The organism is Staphylococcus nepalensis (genome assembly GCF_014635045.1).
Lineage (GTDB): Bacteria > Bacillota > Bacilli > Staphylococcales > Staphylococcaceae > Staphylococcus > Staphylococcus nepalensis.
In genome coordinates, this window is record NZ_BMCF01000011.1 from 1 (window position 1) to 23,279 (window position 23,279).

The window sequence follows — 23,279 nt, forward strand, 5'->3', positions numbered from 1 at the left end:
TTCACGTTGTGCAATTGCTTGTAAATGTGAATTAACGTTTACTGATGAACCACTTGAAGCTTCATTTGAGCTTGATGATTGAGTTGAAGCTTTTGTTGTAGCTTCTTGTTTTGGTTGTTGTGTTTGTTCAGTTTGGGGCGCAGCTTGTTGAGCTGGTTGTTCAGTTGATGCTTGCTCAGTTTGTTGTGGTTGTTCTTCAGTAGTAGATTGTTCTGATGAAACGTCGCTTGAACTAGAACCTTCGCCAAAGCTCCATGACCAATTTTGGCCATCTGATTCAAAATTGAAATTTTGTCCATTATGATTAAAGTTATAGTTATATGCACCCTCTTGAACTGGAGATGCATCTAATTGTTCTGGATTAGATTGTGCTAATTGTGCTAATTGTGCTTTGTCAACGCCTTGTTCGGCTGCGTCTACTGAGTTTCCTGCTGCGAATCCTGTAACGCCTAAACCTACTGCTAATGTTGATGCTAATACTGTTTTTTTCATTGTTAATAATTCCTCCTATAAGGTAAATAATTTTTAGTTATGATTAATTTGCAAGTACAACTATAACATCTAAAAAATAGTAGTAGGTTACAGTCAAATAAAAAAGTGTATACTTTCTTTACATGCTAGTTACATTTATCCAAAGTTATAATAGTCTAACTTTATTCTAAAAAACTGTTATGAAAGTGCTTTTGCTTAATATGGAAAATTATCTAATGTAATACATTTGTAATTTGTCTGATTATTCTGTTATATTAGATATCAATATTGGCTAAATTATGTATTAAGCTATTCCTATCTAAACGAAATAAATATTAAGTTAGAAGGAATAGCCTGATAGAAGTATAATTTAATAGTAGGATATAATGTATATTAGATTTGATGGGTTATATTAAAGGGGAGTTAGGTGTGGATGGCATTTTATACAATTTCATATATATCATTTTCTTCTAAATGGAATTCACTTATAGATGGTTCATTTGTTTCTATAGTCGGTGGTTCAAAAAATGCTTCTGTTTCCTTTTTAATACGTGGGGACATGAATTGAATGGTTTCAATAAAAAGCTCTGATACAAAGTGCATCTGTCCTTCTTTTTCAAATTTACGTGATTGCATCTGTCCTGTTATACCAACAAGTGAACCTTGGCTGATATATTTTTCAACATTATTAGCCATTTTTCCAAAAGCTTTACAAAATAAATAATCACAAACAATATTTTGATTTTTATCCTTATAATTTCTAGATACAGCTACACAAAATGTGGCTCGTTTATTCCCCTCCTTCTCATATATTTTAGGGTCCTTTGTTAGTCGCCCTACAATGACAATGCTATTAATCATACGTCACCTCCTTTATAAACTAATCATAAAAAATTTACCCATACGCGTCAAAATACAATTTTAAATATTTCAAAAAGTAATCACCTACTAAATTTTACTTTTTTTACCTTTCTAACATAAAATTACGTTATAATGATTATATAAATAAATTTTTTGTAGAATTTAAATTAATTAATTGGATGTGAGACGATGAAAACATTTAAAGCCGTTCGATTTCAAATCGTATCAGAGAATGGTGGTGTTACTGAATACGAATTAGAAGATGGTGTCATTATCAATAAGGAAAACAGTGGCACTGGCTGGTTGCTTGAAATCGTCATTTCAGATTATCATTATGAAACTATGAAAAAATATATGGAAGATGAAACATTATTAGATATACGCGTAGTAATCACTAGACCTGCTAACGATCCTGCATTGTTTGATGCAACTATCAAAAATATTATTCAGTTAAATCATACAATCTCTGTGGTTTGTGAATGTCATATCTATACTTTAAGACAAGTTTATGCAGAAAGTTTATTAGAACAATTAATCGATGAAGGCTTAACTGGTGACACATTGAAAAAATCATTTAACCGAATGATGCAATCTAAACCAAGATTAAAAGATGAAAAAATAGATAAATAAAAATGAACGAGCCCAAGACGTTGTTTACGTCTCGGGCTCGAATATTACATAGATGTTAGCTGACTAGTATGAAAATATACTTATAAAAAGAGGCCTGATTGGGTCTCTTTTTATTTAAAGAACTACTATTTTCTAAAGTTAAAGTGTGCTCATTTCTATGAAGATTGGTAGTTCTTACACAAATATTTTAGCTCTTGTATGTTTTTAGTCACCTTTACTATGGTAGGAGGACGAACTATTTTAGAAAACATAAATTTATGTTCTAGCCATTATTGTTTATCTTGAAGTGCAAAAGTTAACTCACAGCTACAAGCTAATTGTCCATCTACGGTTGCTTTAGCAGTGCCTTTGCCAATAGGACCTCTAAGTTTAGTTATTTCAACTTCTAAACGTAATGTATCTCCAGGTGTTACTTGTTTTTTAAATCGGCATTTATCAATACCAGCAAATAATGCAAGTTTGCCTTTATTCGCTTCACTATTTAACATTGCAACAGCTCCTGTCTGAGCTAAAGCTTCAGTGATTAATACGCCAGGCATCACAGCATACTCTGGGAAATGCCCTTGGAAAAATGGTTCATTACCTGAAACTTGTTTAATTGCTACACATCGTTGACCTTCTTCATATTCTACTACTCGATCAATCAATAAGAATGGTTGTCTATGCGGAATAATCTCTTTAATTTGATTATAGTCAAAAATTGTTTCCATATTTTGTTTCCTCCAACTTTGTTGCTATTATGTTAATCCTGTTAATGTATTATATCGTTAATCTTGTGTTCTTTTGATATCTGCACCTAATGATTTTAATTTACCATGTAAATCAACATATCCTCTATCTAAATGTTTCAACTCAGTAACGTACGTTGTCCCATCAGCTACGAGTCCTGCTAAAATAAGTGCTGCTGCTGCACGTAAGTCTGTGGCTTTGACTTGAGCACCTTGAAGTTCACTTTTACCTTCAATTTTAGCACTTCTACCTTCCACAGTAATTTTAGCATTCATTCGTTTGAATTCTCCAACGTGCATAAATCTATTTTCAAAAACTGTTTCAGTCACTACTTTATGGCCATCTGCAGTTAGTAATAAAGCCATCATTTGAGACTGCATATCAGTAGGGAAGCCTGGGTGTGGCAATGTTTTAATATCAACTGGTTTCAATGAATTTTCTACACTGACACGGATTGCATCATCTAGGTACTCTAAATGAACGCCCATTTCCTCAAGTTTATAAACTAAGCTAGTCATATGCTCTTTAATCGCGCCATTAACTAGCACATTACCTCTTGTGATTGCACCAGCAATAAGTAAGGTACCTGCTTCAATTCTATCAGGTATAATTGAATGTGTTACCCCTCGTAAAGTCTCTACACCTTCAATCGTAATTGTATCAGTACCAGCGCCTAATACATTACCCCCCATTTCATTGATATAATTAGCTAAATCAACAATTTCTGGTTCGCGCGCTACGTTTTCTAATACGGTTTTACCTTTAGCTAAAGAGGCAGCCATAATAATATTTTGCGTTGCACCCACACTAGGAAAATCTAAGTGAATCGTTGCGCCTTTTAACCCGTTAGTTGTACTAGCATAAATAAAGCCACCATCCATATGGATTTCTGCACCTAGCTCTTCAAAGCCTTTGATATGTTGTTCAATTGGTCTTGAACCAATGGCACAACCACCTGGCAAAGCAACTTTGGCATGCCCTAAACGAGCTAACAACGGCCCCATAACAAGAATACTTGCTCTCATCTTGCTCACGTACTCATATGGTGCTTCTTCATTTAATTGTTTGGTTGCATCTACAGTAACGATTTCTTTATCTTTATCATACGAAACATCTGCATTTAATGTTGATATTACGTTATTAATTGTTTCTACGTCACTAAGTGCTGGTACATTTTGTAATTCACTAACGCCTTCCGACGCTAATAGTGACGCTGTTAATACTGGTAACACAGCATTTTTAGCTCCTGAAACTTTAACTTCACCAATTAATTTTTTACCACCATTAATTTCTATCTTATCCATCTTAAATCCTCCACTTAACTACTTATAAATTGCCATTATTTTAATCAAACGTACTACTAAATTATATCGATAAACATCAATGATATACAATTATTTGAATTATTGTGCTAAATATTTTATTTGTGTAGAAAATTGTAGCAAATCTACAATAAAATTACTTACTGATGTTCCGATTAATATTGCCAAAAATATCATACAAATTTGAACTTGTAACGGATACCCTTTTTTAAAAAATTGTTCTAATCTCACTGCATTAAGCGCCCAATAAGCGATACAAATACAAAACAAATGTAATATGAGATGTACAATTGAAAACTGCCCTAAATATTCCATAAGTCATTCTCCTTGATAAACACTATTTATATATTTTACACGAAAGACATAGTAAAAGATACTTAAGAATGAGATAAACATCTTGTAAATGATAAATGTTTGATTAACTGATACTTTCCCTTTATGGATATGTTTTATGCATAACTATTGTAATTAAATAATGATGGTTATTTTGTAAATTGACTACGTATCATGATGTATCTTTCAAACGGTTAGTAACAATGCAATCGAAACGAAATTATAGTTTTAATTTAGCTATTACGATATTGAAAAACTTAAATCCAGCAATGTTTCATTACAACCACCTACTGAACATAGTATATTTATAACCGAGATATTATTTCTGACTTGTTCTCAAAAAAAAGAAGCCCTAAAAGGGACTTCTTTACGCATTATTGTAATTCAGCGACACGAAGACGGTTATTAGCACGATCTAATGCGCGTTTGGCTCTATTTATGTCACTGTTATCTTCTTCACTATTCAAATGAGACTCTGCTCTCGATTTTGCTAACTCTGCTCTAGCTACATCAATCTCCTTAGCAGGCTCTGCAGTTTGAACGATGATTGATAATTTATCTTGTCTTACTTCAACAAAACCTTCACTCACTGCAATATATTCTGAACCACCGTCAAAATTAATTTTGGCATAGCCAATTTCAAGTGCTGCAACTGTTGGAATATGTCCATACATGACACCGATTTCTCCAGCAGTAGTTTGTAATACTGCCAGAGTGACATCTTCTCGGTCGTAAACAGAACCATTAGGAGTGACAATATTTAGGCTTAATGTATTCATTATCCATACCTCCTAATTTTAAACTTCAACACCCATATCTTTAGCTTTTTCAATTACTTCTTCCATACTGCCAACAAGACGGAATGCATCTTCTGGAATATGGTCATAATCACCATTTAAAATGGCTTTGAAGCCTTCTACTGTTTTTTGTACAGGTACATATGATCCTTTTTGGCCAGTAAATTGTTCAGCCACGTGGAAGTTTTGTGATAAGAAGAACTGAATACGACGCGCACGTTCTACAGTTTGTTTATCTTCTTCAGACAATTCATCCATACCTAAAATAGCAATGATATCTTGTAATTCTCTATATTTTTGCAACGTAGATTGAACATCACGTGCAATTTCATAATGTTCTTGACCAACGATTGATGGATCAAGTGCTCTTGAAGTAGATGCTAACGGGTCTACTGCAGGATAAATACCCATTTCTGTTAACTTACGTTCTAAGTTTGTAGTTGAATCCAAATGTGCGAAAACTGCAGCTGGTGCTGGGTCAGTATAGTCATCGGCAGGTACGAATACTGCTTGAATAGAGGTTACAGAACCTTTAGTTGTTGATGTAATACGTTCTTGTAACTGACCCATTTCAGTAGCTAATGTAGGTTGATATCCTACTGCTGAAGGCATACGACCTAAAAGCGCAGAAACTTCTGAACCAGCTTGTGTAAATCTGAAAATGTTATCGATAAACAATAGAACATCTTGTCCTTGTTCATCACGGAAATATTCAGCCATAGTTAAACCAGAAAGCGCTACACGCATACGTGCACCAGGCGGTTCATTCATTTGACCAAACACCATAGCTGTCTTTTTAATAACACCACTATCACTCATTTCATAGTATAGGTCATTACCTTCACGTGTACGTTCACCTACACCAGCAAATACTGAAATACCACCGTGTTCTTGAGCGATATTATTAATTAACTCCTGGATTAATACCGTTTTACCAACACCGGCACCACCAAATAACCCGACTTTACCCCCTTTAATATAAGGCGCTAATAAGTCAATAACCTTAATACCAGTTTCTAATATTTCAACTTTTGTAGATAATTGATCAAATGCAGGTGCTTCTCTATGAATTGGATCGCGACGAACTGAGTCTTCGATATTTTCTTCTAAATCAATTGTGTCACCCAACACATTAAATACTCTACCTAAAGTTTCATCTCCAACTGGAACACTAATACTTCGTCCGTTATCTCTAACTTCTGTACCACGTTTAACACCATCAGTTGAATCCATTGCGATTGTGCGTACAACGTCATCACCAAGTTGTAATGCAACTTCTAGCGTTAATTGAACAGTACCTTCGTCTCTTTCTACGTCAAGAACTAAGGCATTATTAATTTCTGGAACTTCATTGTGCTCAAAGCGAACATCAATTACTGGACCCATAACTTGTGTTACACGGCCTAATCCCATGCTATTTTCCTCCTTTAATCGTTATTCAAGTGCAACTGCGCCACCAACAATTTCTGTGATTTGTTGCGTGATTGCTGCTTGTCTAGCTCTGTTATATTCGATAGATAAATCATCAATAATATCCGTCGCATTATCAGATGCATTTTTCATAGCCGTCATACGTGTTGCATGTTCACTTGCTTTTGCATCTAAAATCGTTCCATATATTAAACTTTCCACATATTGAGGTAAAATCACGCTTAATATAGCTTCTTTGTCTGGTTCAAATTCATACGAAGACATTTGACCATGCCCTAAACTTGAATCTTCTGGAGACAATGGAAGTACAGTTTTCATCGAAGGTGTGTTTTCTAATACACTTACGAAATGGCTGTAATAAATTTTTACCTCATCCACAGCTTCATCGCTATATAAGTCTATAGCTTTTTTAGCGATCGCTTGAATTTCTTTAAATGAAGGTTGGTCAGGCACTTCCGTTAAGGAATCATGAATGTCGTAGCCTTTATTTTTTAGAAAATCAACACCTGATTGACCCAAAACTAAGATTGAGTATTCTTCACTGCTGTTATGTTTATTTTCAATATCTTTTAATAGGTGTTTTAATACATTTGCATTATAAGCACCTGCAAGCCCTTGGTCACTTGTAATTACTATATAACCACTTTTATTCACTTCACGTTGTCGTAACATTGGATGATGTGAATTTTTATCTGCGCCAGCAACTGCTGTAATTGCATCTTGCATTTTCACCATATATGGTCTAAATTGATTTGTATTCTGCTCAGCACGACGCAATTTTGAACTGGAAACCATGTTCATTGCTTTTGTAATCTGTTTCATCTTTTTCGTTGATTTTATTCGTGTATCAATTTCTTTAAGAGATGCCATTATCTCACCACCTTTTATCTACATTAACTATTATGCTTCTTCAGTTTTACTAAAACTCTTCTTAAATTCATTAATAGCTGATTCAAATGATTCATCATTTGGTAAAGCGCCGGATGTTTTGATTTCATTTAATAAATCAGAAGCATTTGTTTTAGCCCATTGATTTAACTCATCTTCAAAACGTGTAATATCAACTACTGGAATATCGTCTAAATGACCTTTGGTTAAAGCATAAATAATTAAAACTTGATTTTCTACAGGTAGTGGTTTGTTTTTGTCTTGTTTTAGAATTTCAACCGTTCTTTTACCGCGGTCTAATTTTTTAGCAGTAAATTCATCTAAATCAGAACCGAATTGTGCAAATGATTCTAATTCACGATATGACGCTAAATCTAAACGTAAAGTACCTGCGACTTTTTTCATTGCTTTAATCTGCGCAGAGCCACCAACACGAGATACGGATTGACCTGCATTAATCGCTGGTCTAACACCAGAGAAGAACAAGTCAGATTGCAAGAATATTTGTCCATCTGTAATAGAAATTACGTTGGTAGGTACATACGCTGCGATATCTCCTGCTTGTGTTTCAATAATAGGTAACGCTGTGATTGAACCGCCACCTAAATCATCATTTAATTTAGCTGCTCTTTCTAATAATCTACTATGTAAGTAGAACACATCACCAGGGTAAGCTTCACGGCCTGGAGGTCTACGTAATAATAATGATAATTCACGATAAGCTGCAGCTTGTTTTGTTAAATCGTCATAAACAATTAAAACATCCTTACCTGCAAACATGAACTCTTCACCCATGGCTACGCCAGAGTAAGGTGCGATGTAGAGCATAGGTGCTGGATCTGCTGCTGATGCTGAAACAATAATTGTATAATCAAGTGCGCCTTCTTGACGAAGTTTTTCAACATTTGCGCGTACTGTTGAGTCTTTTTGTCCGATTGCAACATATATACAAATTGTGTCTTGATCTTTTTGATTTAAAATCGTATCGATCGCAACGGTTGTTTTACCTGTTTGACGGTCTCCGATAATCAATTCACGCTGACCACGGCCAATAGGTACAAGCGCATCAATTGCTTTAATACCAGTTTGCAATGGTTCATCAACTGATTTACGATCCATGACGCCAGTAGCTTTTTTCTCTACAGGGCGTGTTTTCGTAGTATTGAGCGGCCCTTGTCCATCAATAGCTTGCCCTAATGGATTAACGACACGACCAAGTAATTCGTCTCCAACTGGGACTTCCATAATACGCCCAGTACGTTTGACTTCATCTCCTTCTTTGATATCCGTATATGGTCCTAAAATTACTACACCAACATTGGATTCTTCAAGGTTTTGTGCTAAACCTAGAACGCCGTTATTAAATTCAATAAGCTCACCAGCCATAACATCATTTAATCCGTGGATTAAAGCTATGCCATCACCTATTTGTAGAACTGTACCTACATCAGTAACAGCCATTTCTGACTCATAATTTTCTATTTGTGAGCGAAGTAAAGCACTGATTTCTTCAGCTTTAATGGCCATCTATGTCACTCCTCCGATTTTTATTTCACTCTAATAAATTGCTTTTCAAGTTTTGCAAGATCATTTTTAATACTTGCATCCATCACTTTTGTACCAACCTTAACACGGATACCTCCGATAAGATCTGGGTTTACTTCATTTGATATCTTTAATTTTGAAAGTTTTGTACGTGACTTTATAATTGAATCAATACTTGTTAATTCATCCTCGGATAATTCATAAACTGATTCAATAACAGCAAAATCTTGATTATAATGCTGATTAAACAATGTTTCGAAAGCTATAAATATTTCGTGTATATATGCAAGATGGCGATTACTCGCAAGAACCATTAACATATTTTGCAAATATTGATTAGCTTGCCCAAAAATGATAGCTACAAAACGATTGCGCTGTGTCACATCTTGTTGAGGGTCAGTATCTAATTCTTTTAAGTTTTCTAATTCAGGTTGTACTGCTTGGTCAATTGTTGAAAATTCTTCATACATTAGATCGAGCATTTCTTTTTCCTTAGCAGTATCAAATAACGCTTTGGCATATTTTTTTGCTACGTTAGCCATTATTTATCGCCCGCCTCTTTAATGTACTTTTCAACTAATTCTTTTTGATCTTTTTCTGAGATTTCTTTTTGAAGTACTTTTGAAGCAATCAGTACTGAAAGCTCAGAAACTTGATTATTAATATCTGCAAGTGCACGTTCTTTTTCACTATTAATTTCATTTTGAGCAGTTTCAATCATACCATTTGCTCTGATGTTAGCTTCATGAATGATTTCTTCATGTTGTTTACGCGCTTGAACCTTAGATTCTTCTAATATTTTATGAACCTCTTCTTGGGTTTCTTTTAAAGTTTGTTTATTTTGTGCTTCTAATTTCTGTGCATTTAATTTAGCTTGCTCAGCGTCGTCGATATCTTTATTAATATCGCGTTCACGTTGGTCCATTACATCCTTAAGTGGGCCCCACGCAAATTTTTTCAATAAGGTTAATAAAACGATAAACGTTATAAGTGTAACGAAGATGGTCCCCCATCCAACGCCACCGCCACTGGCTGCACCAAGCACGAACATATTTGTCGTAGCAGTCACTTCCATAGACACTCCTTTCATACGATATGGTTATAAGACATTTTGATAAAAACGAACGGCGAAAGCCGATAAGACCTCGCCATAAATACTAGTTTAATTATAGTGACATGAAAGCGATAACTACACCGATGATAGGTAACGCCTCAACTAAACCGATACCGATGAACATAATACCCATTAATTGACCACGTGCTTCTGGTTGGCGAGCGACACCTTCTACTGTTCTAGAAACGATAAGACCATTACCAATACCTGCCCCAAGTGCTGATAACCCGATTGCGATTGCTGCTGCGATTAAATTCATTTAAAAATCCTCCTAATTATTTCTTTTTTAATTTTTTAACTTAATGACTTTTTTGTACTTTGTGTGACATATACACCATTGAAAGCATTACAAAAATATATGCCTGAATCGTACCAATGAAAATTGAGAACCCTTGCCATATCACTAGGCCAGGTAAACCGATTGCCCAACCCCATGCTGGGAAACTGAACACTAAACTTGCTAATAAACCAAGTAATAATTCTCCCGCAAAAATATTTCCATACAAACGTAGACCCAATGTTAAGGTTGAAGTAAACTCTTCAAAAATATTAATCGGTAATAGGAAAATTGGCTTAGTATAGTTTTGGAAATAACCTTTAGTACCAACCATCTTAACGCCATAATAATGTGTTAAGAGTATAATCAACGTTGACAATGTCAATGTAACGGTTGGGTCTGCTGTTGGTGATTTCCACCAAAGCGTATCACCTGCAACCAATTGAAAAGGTAATCCAACCATATTACTAACGAATATGAAAAAGATTAAAGTAACTGCTAGGAAATGGAACTGACCGCCTTTGGACCATGCCATGTTACTTTCAATAATTCCTCTTACGAAATCAAAAACCCACTCTATAAAATTTTGTTTGCCTGTTGGACGTTTCTTGAGGTTCCGTGTACAAATAATAGCTATGACAAAAACAATAAGCGCCGTAATCAACATCATCATGATTGATGACAGATTAAACACGATGTCTAAACCGAATACATTCCAACTGACTAGAGGGTCTTTATGATCCATGTCTTCTCACCTCTTTCATTATAAAATTTATTTCTTGTGTAAAAATGGTTTGAAAACAATTAAAACATAAGAAATCATTAAACCAACAACTACTCCAATCACGTTTATATAATCTTTATAAAAATACCATAATGTACAAGCTAAAATCACAATCAAATATCTCCATATGTTGCCCGTTGAAATATGTATGTTGTCTTCTTCTTTTGCTCTCGCCAAATAATATTCAAAAGTAAAAGTAATGCATAGTGATCCACTTGTACCTATTAAAAGACCTAATATAAACTCGGAGTATGTGAAAATAAACACAATAACTAGCACAATGATACTGTATAAATAGTATTGAATGTACTGGTTAAAAATGATGTTGAAACGTTTCATTTCAGTGCCTCGTTTCACCTTATCTTTCGTATATGAAAACCATTCCAATCATACAATTTTAATAATAATATAGGGTAGTTAACGTGTCAATTCTATTCAAATTGTAATTCAATTTTTTACACAAATGTCACAAAAATGACACATTAAACTATTATTATTTGAAAGATGAAGGTTTTTTATCAATTAGTCCAAAAAAATACTTAATATTTTGACAAATTCTGTTGGCTGCGTCGCCATCGCCATACGGATTTCGTGCTGTGCTCATTGTCTTATACAAATTTTTGTTGTCTAATAAAGCTTTTGTTGCTTCGAATATGTTGTTTTCGTTTGTACCTACAATTTTAAGTGTCCCCGCTTCGACACCTTCAGGCCTTTCTGTTACATCCCTTAATACAAGCACTGGTTTACCTAATGAAGGTGCTTCTTCTTGAACACCACCAGAATCCGTTAAAATTAGATAAGATTGGTGGGCAAAATTATGGAAGTCTACCACCTCTAACGGTTCTACCAGTTCAATACGAGCATGATTAGATAAATAATAATCTGCAATGGCTCGTACTTTAGGATTTTTATGTACTGGGTAAACAACAACAACATCATCATAAGTATCGACAATAGCTCGTACTGCCTTAAAAATATGAGACATAGGCGCTCCAATATTTTCTCGCCTATGCGCTGTCAATAAGATAATACGTTTATCTTTATGCTTATCAATTATTTCTGAATGATAATCTTTGTGAATTGTTGTTTTCATAGCATCAATAGCTGTGTTCCCTGTTACTACAATAGCATCCTTTGGCTTATTTTCAGAAATTAAATTTTTTGCAGCATTATTAGTAGGAGCAAAGTTCAAATCAGCCATTACTCCTACCATTTGTCTATTCATTTCTTCAGGAAATGGAGCATATTTATCCCAAGTACGTAAGCCTGCTTCAACATGGCCTATTGGTACTTGATTATATAATGCTGCTAAACTTCCAGCGAATGTGCTCATCGTATCACCATGAACAAGTATCATATCTGGTTGTTCTTCTTTAATGACCCCCTCTAATCGAATGAGTATACGGGAAGTGATTTCTGATAATGATTGACCTTGCTTCATAATGTTTAGATCATAATTAGGGGTTATATTAAAGCTAGTCAAAACAGAATCTAACATTTCTCTATGTTGTGCCGTTACAACCACGATTGGCTCTAATTCGACATCATTCTCTAATTCTAAAACAAGAGGCGCCATTTTTATCGCTTCAGGACGCGTCCCAAAGACAGTCATAATTTTTTTCATATTACTCCACTCCTGGGCCAAACTATTTTGTACCGAATAAACGGTCGCCAGCATCACCTAAACCAGGTGTAATATAAGCATGGTCATCTAATTTTTCGTCTAATGCCGCAATATAAATATCTACATCTTCATGTGCTTCTTGTAATTTTTCTACACCCTCTGGTGCTGCAATAAGACACATAAATCGAATATGTCTAGCGCCACGTTTTTTAAGGGAATTAATCGCTTCGATGGCAGATGCGCCTGTAGCTAGCATTGGATCAACCACAACAATCTCTCTTTCTTCAATATCTTGTGGCAATTTCACAAAGTATTCAACCGCTTCTAAAGTCTCTGGGTCTCTATATAAACCAACATGGCCTATTCTAGCCGCTGGCACTAAATTCAAGATGCCTTGAGTCATACCTAACCCTGCTCTAAGAATTGGAATAAATGCCAATTTTTTTCCAGTTAGTCTTTGAGCAATCATTTTAGTTACTGGTGTTTCAATTTCTACATCCTGTAATTCTAAATTTCTAGTCACTTCATAAGCCATTAGCATACCGACTTCATCTACAAGCTCTCTAAACTCCTTTGTACCTGTATGTACATCTCGAATGTAACTTAATTTATGTTGAATAAGTGGGTGATCAAAAACATGTACGTTGCTCATAATTACTTCCTCCAATTTAATTGTATAAAGGATGTTTAGTAGTTAATGCTTTAACTCTTTCTTGTCCTTCTTTTAATGTTGTTTCATTTTCAGGATCTTTTAATACTAAACTAATGATTTTCGCTACTTCTTCAAATGCTTGTTCGTCAAAACCTCGCGTAGTCGCCGCTGGAGTACCAAGGCGTAAACCACTAGTTACAAAAGGTTTTTCCTGATCAAATGGAATTGTATTTTTATTACAAGTTATGCCAATTGCATCAAGTGTTTCTTCTGCTACTTTACCTGTTATATTTACAGATCCTTTTACATCTACACATACTAGATGATTATCGGTACCGCCTGATACGACTCTAAATCCTTCTTGGCTTAAAGTGTCAGCTAATACTTTAGCGTTTTTTACAACTTGTTGTTGGTAAGTTTTGAAATCGTCTTGCAAAGCCTCACCAAATGCTACTGCTTTTGCAGCAATAACATGCTCTAAAGGTCCACCTTGAATACCAGGGAAAATGGTTTTATCAATTTGCTTTTTGTATTCTTCTTTACATAAAATCATTCCACCACGAGGGCCGCGCAATGTTTTATGCGTTGTTGTAGTTACAAAATCAGCGTATGCTACAGGGCTTGGATGTAAACCAACAGCTACTAATCCAGCGATATGTGCCATATCTACCATCAATTTAGCTCCGACTTCATCAGCTATTTCTCTAAAACGTTTGAAATCAATCGTTTTTGAGTATGCAGATGCGCCAGCAACAATTAATTTAGGTTGATGTTCTTTAGCCACTTTTAAAACTTCATCGTAGTCTATTTGTTCGCTATCTTTATCGACACCATATTCAACAAAGTTGTAAAATTGTCCACTAAAGTTTACTGGTGCGCCATGCGTTAAGTGGCCACCATGACTTAAATTCATACCTAATACAGTATCACCATGTTCTAATGCTACGAGATAAACAGCCATATTTGCTTGAGAACCAGAGTGTGGTTGGACATTGACATGTTCAGCACCAAATAATTGTTTAGCTCGTTCGATAGCTAATGTTTCAGACACATCAACAAATTCACAACCACCATAATATCTTCTGTTAGGATAGCCTTCAGCATACTTATTTGTTAATACTGAGCCTTGAGCTTCCATCACTGCTTCTGATACAAAATTTTCAGAAGCGATTAACTCTATATTATTATTTTGACGGTTAAACTCATTTTGAATTACTTCATATATTTCTTTATCTTGCTTTTCAATAAATGACATTAGTAAACCCCTCGTTTCTGTATTAGTTATATTTTGCTCTTTCGCCACCAATTTTTTTAGGTCTTGAAGAAGCGATTGTAACAATTGCTTCACCAATTTGTTTAATACTTGTACGCTCCGGAATTGCGACATGTTGGATATGCATACCGATGAGTGTTTGGCCAATATCTATCCCTTTAGAAACAGTGATTGCTTCTACTACCATCGGATTATCCATATGCTGATATGCATAAGTTGCTAAACTGCCTCCAGCGTGAACATCAGGTACAACGGTTACTTCTTCCATCGTTAAAGGGTTGAACTTCGCTCGTTCTATAGTTATCGCTCTATTTATATGTTCGCAGCCTTGAAATACAAAGGAAACCCCTGTTTCAGATTCGATTTCTTTTAATGCGTCATATATGTCTTTCGCTACTTCCATAGATCCAACACTACCGATGCGTTCACCAATCACTTCAGATGTAGAACATCCTATAATACAAAGCTCATTTGCTTTAAAGAAAGATTTAGATTTTAATTCACTTAATAATGCTTTTAAATCCTCCATATTAACACCCCTTTTCTTTTGATTAAAAAAGTAAGCCAATATACAAAAGTTCAATACATACAAATTTAATTGATAGCAAATTTGCTACACGTTATTATTATAACGTATTTAGTAAGTTACTCATACTAATTTCACATATTTATTACTTTAATATTTTAATTTTTATTTTATCAATCAATGGGTTTAATTCATTGAAAATTTTAAGATATTCTAATTTGTTGCCTCCAAATGGATCAGACACATCACCGCTATTTGATGCATATTCATTGATTGTGAACACGTGTGCTTCACTGCCATACATACGTTTGATTGTGTCTCGGTGTGATGCAGACATAGTTAAAATTAAGTCTGCGTTTATATCATCTTCAGTAAAGGCTTTTGCATTTTCTGGAAAAGGTAATTGATTTTCTTCTAATATAGATAAAGTATGCTGTGATACAGGGGCGCCGTCTAATGCAAATAAACCACGTGACACAATATCTAAGTTAGGCATCTTAGCTCTTGCAATACTTTCAGCCATCGGACTTCTACAAGTATTTCCTGTACAAACAAAAACGATTTTCATAGTTCTTCCCCTTTAACAACTGTATAGTTTGCAGCTTTTAACATTCTATTCATTATAGCGGTCGTATCATCATTATTTTCAAAACAAAATATATAAGCATGGTTAATATGGTTGTTTTGATCTATATCATGCAAAACCTGGTATAAGTGACGATTTGCTCCTTTTATATCTTTCTCATTTTCACATAAAGGCATAAATATTGCTTCTTTCGGTACCAAGTCACGCTTGTTTTTCGGAAATATAAATGCCGTATCTTGCCAATTTTTCTCTGAAGAAGGTCGTTTATAAATAGATTGCACAATTGTAATTGGCGTATCTGGTGCATAATGTTTATACTTCATACCTGGTGCGATGGGTTTTTCATGGTTTAAATCCTCTACTGATGAAATGCTATCTGGTAAAACACTTTCAATCATTGTCTTTGTGATTGATCCAGGTCTTGCAATTTTAAATGGATATTGTGTACAGTCCAACACCGTGCTTTCAAGGCCCTCTTCACTTTGATCACCATCAATAATACCATCAATACGTTGATTCAAATCATTATACACATGTTCAAATTGAGTAGGAGACGGTCTCCCACTTAAATTAGCGCTAGGCGCAGCGATTGGTAAATCTACAAATTTTAGTACTTTTCTGCCTACTGGATGACTCGGCATTCTAACAGCTATCGATGATAAACCACCACTGACACTTTCACATAAATATCCCTTTTTCAACGGTAAAATAAATGAAATTGGGCCTGGCCAAAAGCGTTGCATTAATGTCTTCACTTCTTGGGTGATATGCTGTGTGAAACATTCTAATTGTTTTATATCGTGAATATGTACGATCAGAGGATTATCTGAAGGTCTACCTTTAGCAGAATATATTTTTTTTATAGCTGCTTCATTTCTAGCATCGCCGCCTAAACCATAGACCGTTTCAGTCGGGATAGCGACAAGCCCACCATTTTCAAAAATATTTTTTATCTCATTATATATATAGGTGTTATCTTCTTGTGTAATATCCTGCCGTAAGTTCCATATTTTTGTATTCATTTATACACACCCTTTCATCTTAATGCTAATTTTAAAACAAAATAAGAAGTTATGCACCTTCATGACATATCATGTTCAGCACATAACTTCTTAAAGTTACCATTTGAAAGAAATCATTCTATCATTATTATTAATGTCTTTGATTATTTGAACATCTACTGTTGGGTATTTTTCTTCGATTTTTCTTTTTAAAGTAGGGCCCTGTTTATAACCAATTTCAAAAACTACAGCAGCGCCTGGTAACAATACCTCTGGTAATTGGCGTAAAATCGTATCATATACTTGATAACCATTGTCTTCAGCAAATAGCGCAGTATACGGTTCGTATTTTAGAACTGTATCATCCATTAGATCCGCTTCACTATTGTCTATATAAGGCGGGTTTGAGATTAAACCATTGACTTTAATATTTCGCTCAATTAATGGTGCTAAAGCATCACCCTGTAAAAATGCAATATCTACTCCATGAGCATCAGCATTTTCCTTAGCTACAGAGAGTGCAGCTTCATATAAATCTGTAGCTAAGACTTCCAGATTACTATTTAATTTCTTAAGTACAATAGGAATATTGCCACTACCTGTACCAATGTCTACAACTTTGTCACCAGAATGCACTGACTTATAGAAATGTAGCAATACTTCTTCTGTTTCTGGACGTGGGATTAAGCAATGTTCGTTTACTTTGAATATTTCACCATAAAAAGATTGCGTTCCAACGATATATTGTATAGGTTCACCATCTAGCATTCTGCTTTCTGCATTATCAAATAATATTTGATGAGCTTTAGTCATTTCATCATTAGAATGCATTAAATAATCTGACTTCTGCCACTGAAACAAGTCAAGCATCAACCACTCAGGTCGTGTTGGTTCGATGCCTTTTTCAACACATTTAGCTTGAGCTTTTTTTAATCTATCTCTATAGTTCACCATCATTCAGTTCTTTCAATTTATCTGTTTGTTCTGCTAAAGTTAATGCATCAATAATTTCATCTAATTTACCTTCCATTACTTGTTCTAACTTCTGTAATGTTAACCCAATACGATGATCAGTTACACGACTTTGCGGATAATTATATGTTCTAATTCTTTCTGAACGGTCTCCAGAACCTACTGCTGACTTACGTTGCGCTGCATATTTTTGTTGTTCTTCTTGCAATTTCATATCAAATAAACGTGCTTTCAACACTTTCATCGCTTTTTCACGGTTTTGAATTTGTGATTTTTCTGATGAAGTAGCAATTACTCCGGTTGGAAGATGGGTGATACGTACAGCTGAATCAGTCGTATTAACGTGCTGTCCACCCGCACCACTTGAACGGTACGTATCTATTTTTATATCTTCATTGCGAATTTCTATTTCAACATCTTCTACTTCTGGTAATACTGCTACCGTTGCTGTAGATGTATGGATACGGCCACCTGATTCTGTCGCTGGCACACGTTGGACACGATGGGCGCCATTTTCATATTTTAATTTACTATAGGCCCCTGTACCTGAAACAGAGAAACTAATTTCTTTATAGCCGCCGTGATCACTTTCAGTAGCCTCAACTATATCAGTTTTGAAACTATATGCTTCAGCGTATCTAGAATACATTCTAAACAAATCACCAGCAAATATAGCAGCTTCATCTCCACCTGCTGCGGCACGAATTTCAACAATTACGTCTTTTTCGTCGTTAGGATCTTTGGGAATTAACAAGAATTTCAATTCTTCTTCAAGTTTCGGTATTTTTTGAGTAAGCACTTGTTTTTCACTTTTAAGCATTTCAACTTCTTCTTCGTCTTTTGTTTCTCTTAACATTTCATCGATTTCATTTTCATCTTCTTTAGTTTGTTTGTATTCACGGTAAACTTCAACAGTTTTTTGTAAATCAGCTTGTTCTTTTGAATACTTTCGTAAGTTGTCAGGGTTATTCACGACTTCAGGGTCGCTTAACAATTCATTTAATTGTTCATATCTTTCTTCTACAATATCTAATTGATCAAACACTACATTTCCTCCTTCTCATTATCACTTGGAGCAACAATATGGTGTGCTCTGCATCTTGGCTCATAACTTTCATTTGCACCAACTAATATCACTGGGTCATCTATTTTTGCTGGATTACCGTCAATTAACCGTTGTGTACGGCTGGAAGATGAGCCACAAACAGCACAAACAGCTTGTAGTTTTGTCACTTCTTCACTTACTGCTAATAAATACGGTATAGGTTCAAATGGTTCACCTCTAAAATCCATATCTAAACCTGCAGTAATAACTCTATGTCCTTTTGCAGCTAATGCTTCAACAATATGAACTATATTATTTTCGAAAAACTGAACTTCATCTATTGCTATAATATCAAAATTTGATAAATCGTGTTTGTAAATTTCAGCTGCAGTTGAAATATTAATAGCTTCAATTGCATTACCATTATGAGACACAATCTTATCTTTATGATAGCGGTCATCTATTGCTGGCTTAAATACAACTACTTTTTGCTTAGCATACAACCCACGTCTCAAACGACGGATTAATTCTTCAGATTTACCACTAAACATGCTTCCAGTAATACATTCAATCCAACCGGAGTGATAAGTTTCATTCATTATGCGTTCCACCTTTTTTCAAAACATAATCGATTTATTATATCATATTTTTTCTTTCAAAATATCAATTTCCCACAAGATATTTGTAATTTTGTATGTAATCTTATTTCTAAACGCTTAGCCACATAAAATTTTAAAATAGCCTATATCTTATATTAAATAAAAAAGCATTCTCATAAAATGAGAATGCCTTATTACAACAATTATTCGTTGCTTGATTTGAATCCGAATTTCTTGTTGAAACGTTCCACACGTCCATCCGCAGCAGCGAATTTTTGACGTCCTGTGTAGAATGGATGTGAATCAGACGAAATATCTAAACGAATAACTGGGTATTCATTTCCATCTTCCCATTCCATAGTTTCAGATGAAGATTGTGTTGAACCACTTAAAAATTTAAAATCAGTAGTTGTATCTAAAAAGATAACTTTGTGGTATTCAGGATGAATATTTTGTTGCATGTTTTTCAGCTCCTTTGCCCTGAACCATCTGGAACAGAGTTTTTTGTGAGTTTTTACCCAATACTTGATAATTATAATTGCTATAAAACTAAAACGCAACCCTAAATCATATATTTAAACCATAACTCACATTAAATAATTGGTTTACCAGTTTTAGTACTTTCTTTAGCCGCTTCTTGTAACTGTTCGAAAAATTCTTGATTTGTTTTTGTTCGTTTTAGCTTTCTTACAAATCTTTCAGTAAAATCAATTGAATCAGTAAACATATTACGTAGCTGCCAAAGCGATTCTAGATCTTTTGGTGAAATTAGCAACTCTTCCTTACGAGTTGAACTTCTACCGATATCAATAGCTGGAAAGACACGACGTTCAGCTAATTTACGGTCAAGGTGTAATTCCATGTTACCTGTCCCTTTAAATTCTTCATATATCATGTCATCCATACGCGAACCAGTATCTACTAATGCTGTGGCTAATATAGTCATACTTCCGCCAGCTTCAATATTTCTTGCAGCACCAAAAAAAGCTTTCGGTTTATGCAATGAAGCTGGATCCAAACCACCGGATAACGTACGCCCGCTTGGTGGCATAACTAAATTATATGCACGTGCAAGTCTAGTAATAGAATCCATCAAAATAATGACGTCTTTACCAATTTCTACTAAACGTTTTGCACGCTCTAATAATAATTCCGCTACTTTAACATGATGTTGTGGCGGTTCATCAAATGTTGAATGCACAACTTCTGCTGATTCAACAGAACGTTCTATATCTGTTACCTCTTCTGGTCGTTCACCTACAAGTAATACAAACAGTTCTGCATCAGGTTTATTTGTTGCTACAGCATTAGCAATTTCTTTTAGTAATGACGTTTTCCCCGCTTTTGGAGGTGCAACAATCAAACCTCGTTGTCCCAAACCAATAGGCGTAATCAAATCCATTATACGCGTAGAATAATTTGTTTTTGTTGTTTCTAACTTGATACGCTCTTCTGGATATAATGGTGTTAACGCTTGGAAATGTGGTCTTTTTTTAACTTCCTCTGCATTCTCATCATTGACAAAATCAACTTGCAGTAAACCATAATATTTCTCATTATCCTTAGGTTTTCTGACTTTACCAGTAACTTTATCGCCACGTTTAATTTCAAAGCGACGTATTTGACTAGCTGATATATAAATATCTTTTTCACCCTTTGAATAATTGACAGTTCTTAAAAAACCATAACCATCTTGTTGAATATCGTCTAAGATACCCTCCATATAATAGTTTCCGTCTTTTTCCATTTGGGCTTCCATAATAGCAAGAACTAATTCTTTTTTATTTAATTTACTATAATTTGTTAATTTAAGTGATTTTGCCTTTTGAGTAAGATCTTTAGTAGTGTAATTTTTGTATAGCTCGTGGAACGATTCGTACTGAGGTGATGTCCGTACTTTATCAGGCATTATCTTGCACCCATTTCATAAAAAAGTTTTAAATAACATAGAGAGCTACGCTACTTACTTTTATTACTATAGCAAATTTCTTATTTAATTACAAAATGTATTTCACTTTTTGAAATTTATAAAAATAGCTCTGAAGCTAACACACTGTTAAAACAGTACATAACCATACCATGTGTCAAATGATGGTTCAAAGCTCCATAATATTAAAATAAGGGCAACCAATTATATCGTTTGGCTGCCCTTTAAACTAGACTTTTAACTTAAACATTTTAACTTTATTTTATTAAACTATGCTTTGTAATAACCAGCAATAGATTTAACTTCTAAGAACTCTTCTATACCATAGTCTCCCCATTCGCGTCCTAAACCTGATTGTTTATAACCGCCGAATGGTAAGTCTGGTTTACGTCCAGCTTCGTTAATTTCAACTGTACCTGCTTCAATCGAACGCGCTACCTTGTGTAATGTGTCTTTATCTTTACCATATACGTATGACGCTAGCCCATATTCTGTATCATTTGCGATTTTGATGGCTTCGTCCACATCATTATAAGTGATAATTGACATTACAGGTCCAAAAATTTCTTCTCGCGCGATTGTCATATCATTATCCACGTTATTAAAGATCGTTGGACGTGCGAAATATCCTTTATCCAACCCTTCAGGTTTACCAGGGCCACCATAGAATAATTCTGCGCCTTCTTCTACACCTTTATCAATATATGATTGAACTTGGTCAAATTGTTTTTTACTAATAATCGGGCCAACTTGCGTACCTTCTGCACGTGGGTCGCCTACTTTAACTTGGCTGAATTTTTCTTTTACAGCTGTTAAAAATTCTTCTTTAATACTTTCTGGTACTAATGTTCTTGTGCCTGCTGTACAAACTTGACCTGTATTGGTTACTACTTTACCAGTAGCTGCACTCGCTGCACCGTCAATATCAGCATCATCCAAGATAATATATGGTGATTTACCACCTAACTCTAGCGACACTTTTTTGAAATCTTCTGCTGCTTTTCTCATGATGCTAGCACCTGTAGGGCCAGAACCAGTAAATGACATCATTCTTACTTTTGGATGTTCACTTAGTGGATTACCAACACCTTGGCCATCACCATTTACTAAGTTGAATACTCCTTTTGGAACGCCGGCTTTATCAAATATTTCTGCTAAAATAATCGCTGCAAATGGCGTCTCTTCTGACGGTTTTAATACTACAGGACTGCCTGCTGCTAATGCTGCAGACAATTTAAGAGAAGTTTGGTTTGTTGGGAAATTCCATGGTGTGATTAAACCTGCAACACCAATAGCTTCTTTAACAACTAAATCATCCCCACGGCGCTCTTCAAATTCAAAATTATCCAATGCATCACGTGCAGCTTGGAAATGATCTAATCCCATTTGATAATGGACATTTTCTGAAACTTTTAACGGAGAACCTAATTCATCCGTAATCGCTTCAATAATATCTTCTTTTCTATTTTTATATTCTTGAACAATTTTATCTAATAATTCTTTTCTTTCTTGAACTGAACTGTGTCTAAATTCAAAATATACATTTTCAGCAGCATCTACTGCTTTATCAACATCTTCTTTATTACCTTTCGCAATAATACCTGTTACTTCTTCTGTTGCAGGGTTGATTACTTCAATTGTTTCTCCACTTGTACTTTCAACCCATTCACCGTTGATATACTGTTTAGTGAAATTTCTCATCAATGATTCACTCCTTAACTGTGTTGATAATTATATTGTAACCGAGATTTCACATTTTTAAACATATTTGCTCACGTCGGCGCTTTACAAACGTTGTTATTATGCGCTTTCTCCTCTTTTATAACACTTCTATAGACGATAGGAAAAACATATAATTTCTCACTAAAGAAGCAGAACAGAGGTCCAAATGT

27 protein-coding genes are annotated in these 23,279 nt (G+C 34.8%); 1 reads left to right on the forward strand and 26 read right to left on the reverse strand.

The window, feature by feature from the left end:
* Both IEU88_RS12615 and IEU88_RS12620 read right to left on the reverse strand, forming a co-directional pair.
* Nucleotides 1-492 (reverse strand): PilV family protein (locus IEU88_RS12615; RefSeq protein ID WP_188350420.1); only part of this gene is annotated, 492 nt, incomplete at its 3' end.
* Between the two features lie 420 nt (nt 493-912).
* Complete coding sequence (locus tag IEU88_RS12620; RefSeq protein WP_103372581.1) at nt 913-1,332, reverse strand: single-stranded DNA-binding protein; 420 nt, start codon at nt 1,330-1,332, stop codon at nt 913-915.
* A gap of 189 nt (nt 1,333-1,521) precedes the next feature.
* Here IEU88_RS12620 and IEU88_RS12625 point away from each other — a divergent pair, with 189 nt between their 5' ends.
* Nucleotides 1,522-1,962, forward strand: a complete 441-nt coding sequence (locus tag IEU88_RS12625) for a YwpF-like family protein (protein ID WP_096808793.1) — start codon at nt 1,522-1,524, stop codon at nt 1,960-1,962.
* A gap of 269 nt (nt 1,963-2,231) precedes the next feature.
* Here the strand turns inward: IEU88_RS12625 and fabZ are convergent, their stop codons facing one another.
* From fabZ to IEU88_RS12745, 24 genes are all read right to left on the reverse strand, one after another.
* Entirely contained in the window at nt 2,232-2,672 is a 441-nt protein-coding gene (gene fabZ, locus IEU88_RS12630; protein WP_096808792.1) for a 3-hydroxyacyl-ACP dehydratase FabZ, read from the reverse strand.
* A gap of 57 nt (nt 2,673-2,729) precedes the next feature.
* Nucleotides 2,730-3,995: a UDP-N-acetylglucosamine 1-carboxyvinyltransferase gene (gene murA / locus IEU88_RS12635; RefSeq protein WP_096808791.1), complete on the reverse strand. Its 1,266-nt coding sequence runs from the start codon at nt 3,993-3,995 to the stop codon at nt 2,730-2,732.
* Between the two features lie 99 nt (nt 3,996-4,094).
* On the reverse strand, nt 4,095-4,328 hold the full coding sequence (locus IEU88_RS12640) for a DUF1146 family protein (RefSeq protein WP_096808790.1): 234 nt from the start codon (nt 4,326-4,328) through the stop codon (nt 4,095-4,097).
* Between the two features lie 392 nt (nt 4,329-4,720).
* Entirely contained in the window at nt 4,721-5,125 is a 405-nt protein-coding gene (locus IEU88_RS12645; RefSeq protein ID WP_096808789.1) for a F0F1 ATP synthase subunit epsilon, read from the reverse strand.
* An 18-nt stretch (nt 5,126-5,143) separates the two neighbouring features.
* Nucleotides 5,144-6,556 carry a F0F1 ATP synthase subunit beta gene (atpD, locus tag IEU88_RS12650; RefSeq protein ID WP_096808788.1) on the reverse strand — a complete coding sequence of 471 codons (1,413 nt, stop codon included), beginning with the start codon at nt 6,554-6,556 and terminating at the stop codon, nt 5,144-5,146.
* A gap of 21 nt (nt 6,557-6,577) precedes the next feature.
* Nucleotides 6,578-7,444: an ATP synthase F1 subunit gamma gene (gene atpG, locus IEU88_RS12655; RefSeq protein ID WP_096808787.1), complete on the reverse strand. Its 867-nt coding sequence runs from the start codon at nt 7,442-7,444 to the stop codon at nt 6,578-6,580.
* A 30-nt stretch (nt 7,445-7,474) separates the two neighbouring features.
* Nucleotides 7,475-8,989 carry a F0F1 ATP synthase subunit alpha gene (gene atpA, locus IEU88_RS12660; RefSeq protein WP_096808786.1) on the reverse strand — a complete coding sequence of 505 codons (1,515 nt, stop codon included), beginning with the start codon at nt 8,987-8,989 and terminating at the stop codon, nt 7,475-7,477.
* A gap of 20 nt (nt 8,990-9,009) precedes the next feature.
* Nucleotides 9,010-9,549, reverse strand: coding sequence for a F0F1 ATP synthase subunit delta (locus tag IEU88_RS12665; protein WP_096808785.1), 540 nt, complete (start codon nt 9,547-9,549; stop codon nt 9,010-9,012).
* Complete coding sequence (locus tag IEU88_RS12670; protein WP_096811202.1) at nt 9,549-10,076, reverse strand: F0F1 ATP synthase subunit B; 528 nt, start codon at nt 10,074-10,076, stop codon at nt 9,549-9,551. Before IEU88_RS12670 ends, IEU88_RS12665 begins: the two co-directional genes overlap by 1 nt.
* Before the next feature lie 97 nt (nt 10,077-10,173).
* On the reverse strand, nt 10,174-10,380 hold the full coding sequence (atpE, locus tag IEU88_RS12675) for a F0F1 ATP synthase subunit C (protein WP_002482721.1): 207 nt from the start codon (nt 10,378-10,380) through the stop codon (nt 10,174-10,176).
* A gap of 40 nt (nt 10,381-10,420) precedes the next feature.
* On the reverse strand, nt 10,421-11,143 hold the full coding sequence (gene atpB / locus IEU88_RS12680) for a F0F1 ATP synthase subunit A (protein ID WP_096808784.1): 723 nt from the start codon (nt 11,141-11,143) through the stop codon (nt 10,421-10,423).
* A 27-nt stretch (nt 11,144-11,170) separates the two neighbouring features.
* Complete coding sequence (locus IEU88_RS12685) at nt 11,171-11,521, reverse strand: ATP synthase subunit I (protein ID WP_096808783.1); 351 nt, start codon at nt 11,519-11,521, stop codon at nt 11,171-11,173.
* Between the two features lie 154 nt (nt 11,522-11,675).
* A complete protein-coding gene (wecB, locus tag IEU88_RS12690; RefSeq protein ID WP_103372580.1) occupies nt 11,676-12,806 on the reverse strand; it encodes a non-hydrolyzing UDP-N-acetylglucosamine 2-epimerase in 1,131 nt (376 codons plus the stop codon).
* Between the two features lie 22 nt (nt 12,807-12,828).
* On the reverse strand, nt 12,829-13,458 hold the full coding sequence (gene upp, locus IEU88_RS12695) for a uracil phosphoribosyltransferase (protein ID WP_096808781.1): 630 nt from the start codon (nt 13,456-13,458) through the stop codon (nt 12,829-12,831).
* Nucleotides 13,459-13,474: 16 nt separating this feature from the next.
* Entirely contained in the window at nt 13,475-14,713 is a 1,239-nt protein-coding gene (glyA, locus tag IEU88_RS12700; protein WP_096808780.1) for a serine hydroxymethyltransferase, read from the reverse strand.
* A 22-nt stretch (nt 14,714-14,735) separates the two neighbouring features.
* Complete coding sequence (locus IEU88_RS12705) at nt 14,736-15,260, reverse strand: TIGR01440 family protein (RefSeq protein WP_096808779.1); 525 nt, start codon at nt 15,258-15,260, stop codon at nt 14,736-14,738.
* A gap of 142 nt (nt 15,261-15,402) precedes the next feature.
* Nucleotides 15,403-15,825: a low molecular weight protein arginine phosphatase gene (locus IEU88_RS12710; RefSeq protein ID WP_096808778.1), complete on the reverse strand. Its 423-nt coding sequence runs from the start codon at nt 15,823-15,825 to the stop codon at nt 15,403-15,405.
* Nucleotides 15,822-16,865, reverse strand: a complete 1,044-nt coding sequence (locus IEU88_RS12715; protein ID WP_103372579.1) for an L-threonylcarbamoyladenylate synthase — start codon at nt 16,863-16,865, stop codon at nt 15,822-15,824. The genes IEU88_RS12710 and IEU88_RS12715 overlap by 4 nt, the downstream gene beginning before the upstream one ends.
* A gap of 96 nt (nt 16,866-16,961) precedes the next feature.
* Complete coding sequence (gene prmC / locus IEU88_RS12720) at nt 16,962-17,798, reverse strand: peptide chain release factor N(5)-glutamine methyltransferase (protein ID WP_103372578.1); 837 nt, start codon at nt 17,796-17,798, stop codon at nt 16,962-16,964.
* On the reverse strand, nt 17,785-18,861 hold the full coding sequence (gene prfA, locus IEU88_RS12725; RefSeq protein ID WP_103372577.1) for a peptide chain release factor 1: 1,077 nt from the start codon (nt 18,859-18,861) through the stop codon (nt 17,785-17,787). The genes prmC and prfA overlap by 14 nt, the downstream gene beginning before the upstream one ends.
* Complete coding sequence (locus tag IEU88_RS12730; protein ID WP_096808774.1) at nt 18,861-19,460, reverse strand: thymidine kinase; 600 nt, start codon at nt 19,458-19,460, stop codon at nt 18,861-18,863. Before IEU88_RS12730 ends, prfA begins: the two co-directional genes overlap by 1 nt.
* 203 nt (nt 19,461-19,663) lie before the next feature.
* On the reverse strand, nt 19,664-19,921 hold the full coding sequence (locus IEU88_RS12735; protein WP_096808773.1) for a type B 50S ribosomal protein L31: 258 nt from the start codon (nt 19,919-19,921) through the stop codon (nt 19,664-19,666).
* A 131-nt stretch (nt 19,922-20,052) separates the two neighbouring features.
* Nucleotides 20,053-21,369: a transcription termination factor Rho gene (rho, locus tag IEU88_RS12740; RefSeq protein WP_096808772.1), complete on the reverse strand. Its 1,317-nt coding sequence runs from the start codon at nt 21,367-21,369 to the stop codon at nt 20,053-20,055.
* A 288-nt stretch (nt 21,370-21,657) separates the two neighbouring features.
* Nucleotides 21,658-23,088 carry an aldehyde dehydrogenase family protein gene (locus IEU88_RS12745; RefSeq protein WP_096808771.1) on the reverse strand — a complete coding sequence of 477 codons (1,431 nt, stop codon included), beginning with the start codon at nt 23,086-23,088 and terminating at the stop codon, nt 21,658-21,660.
* Nucleotides 23,089-23,279: the final 191 nt, after the last annotated feature.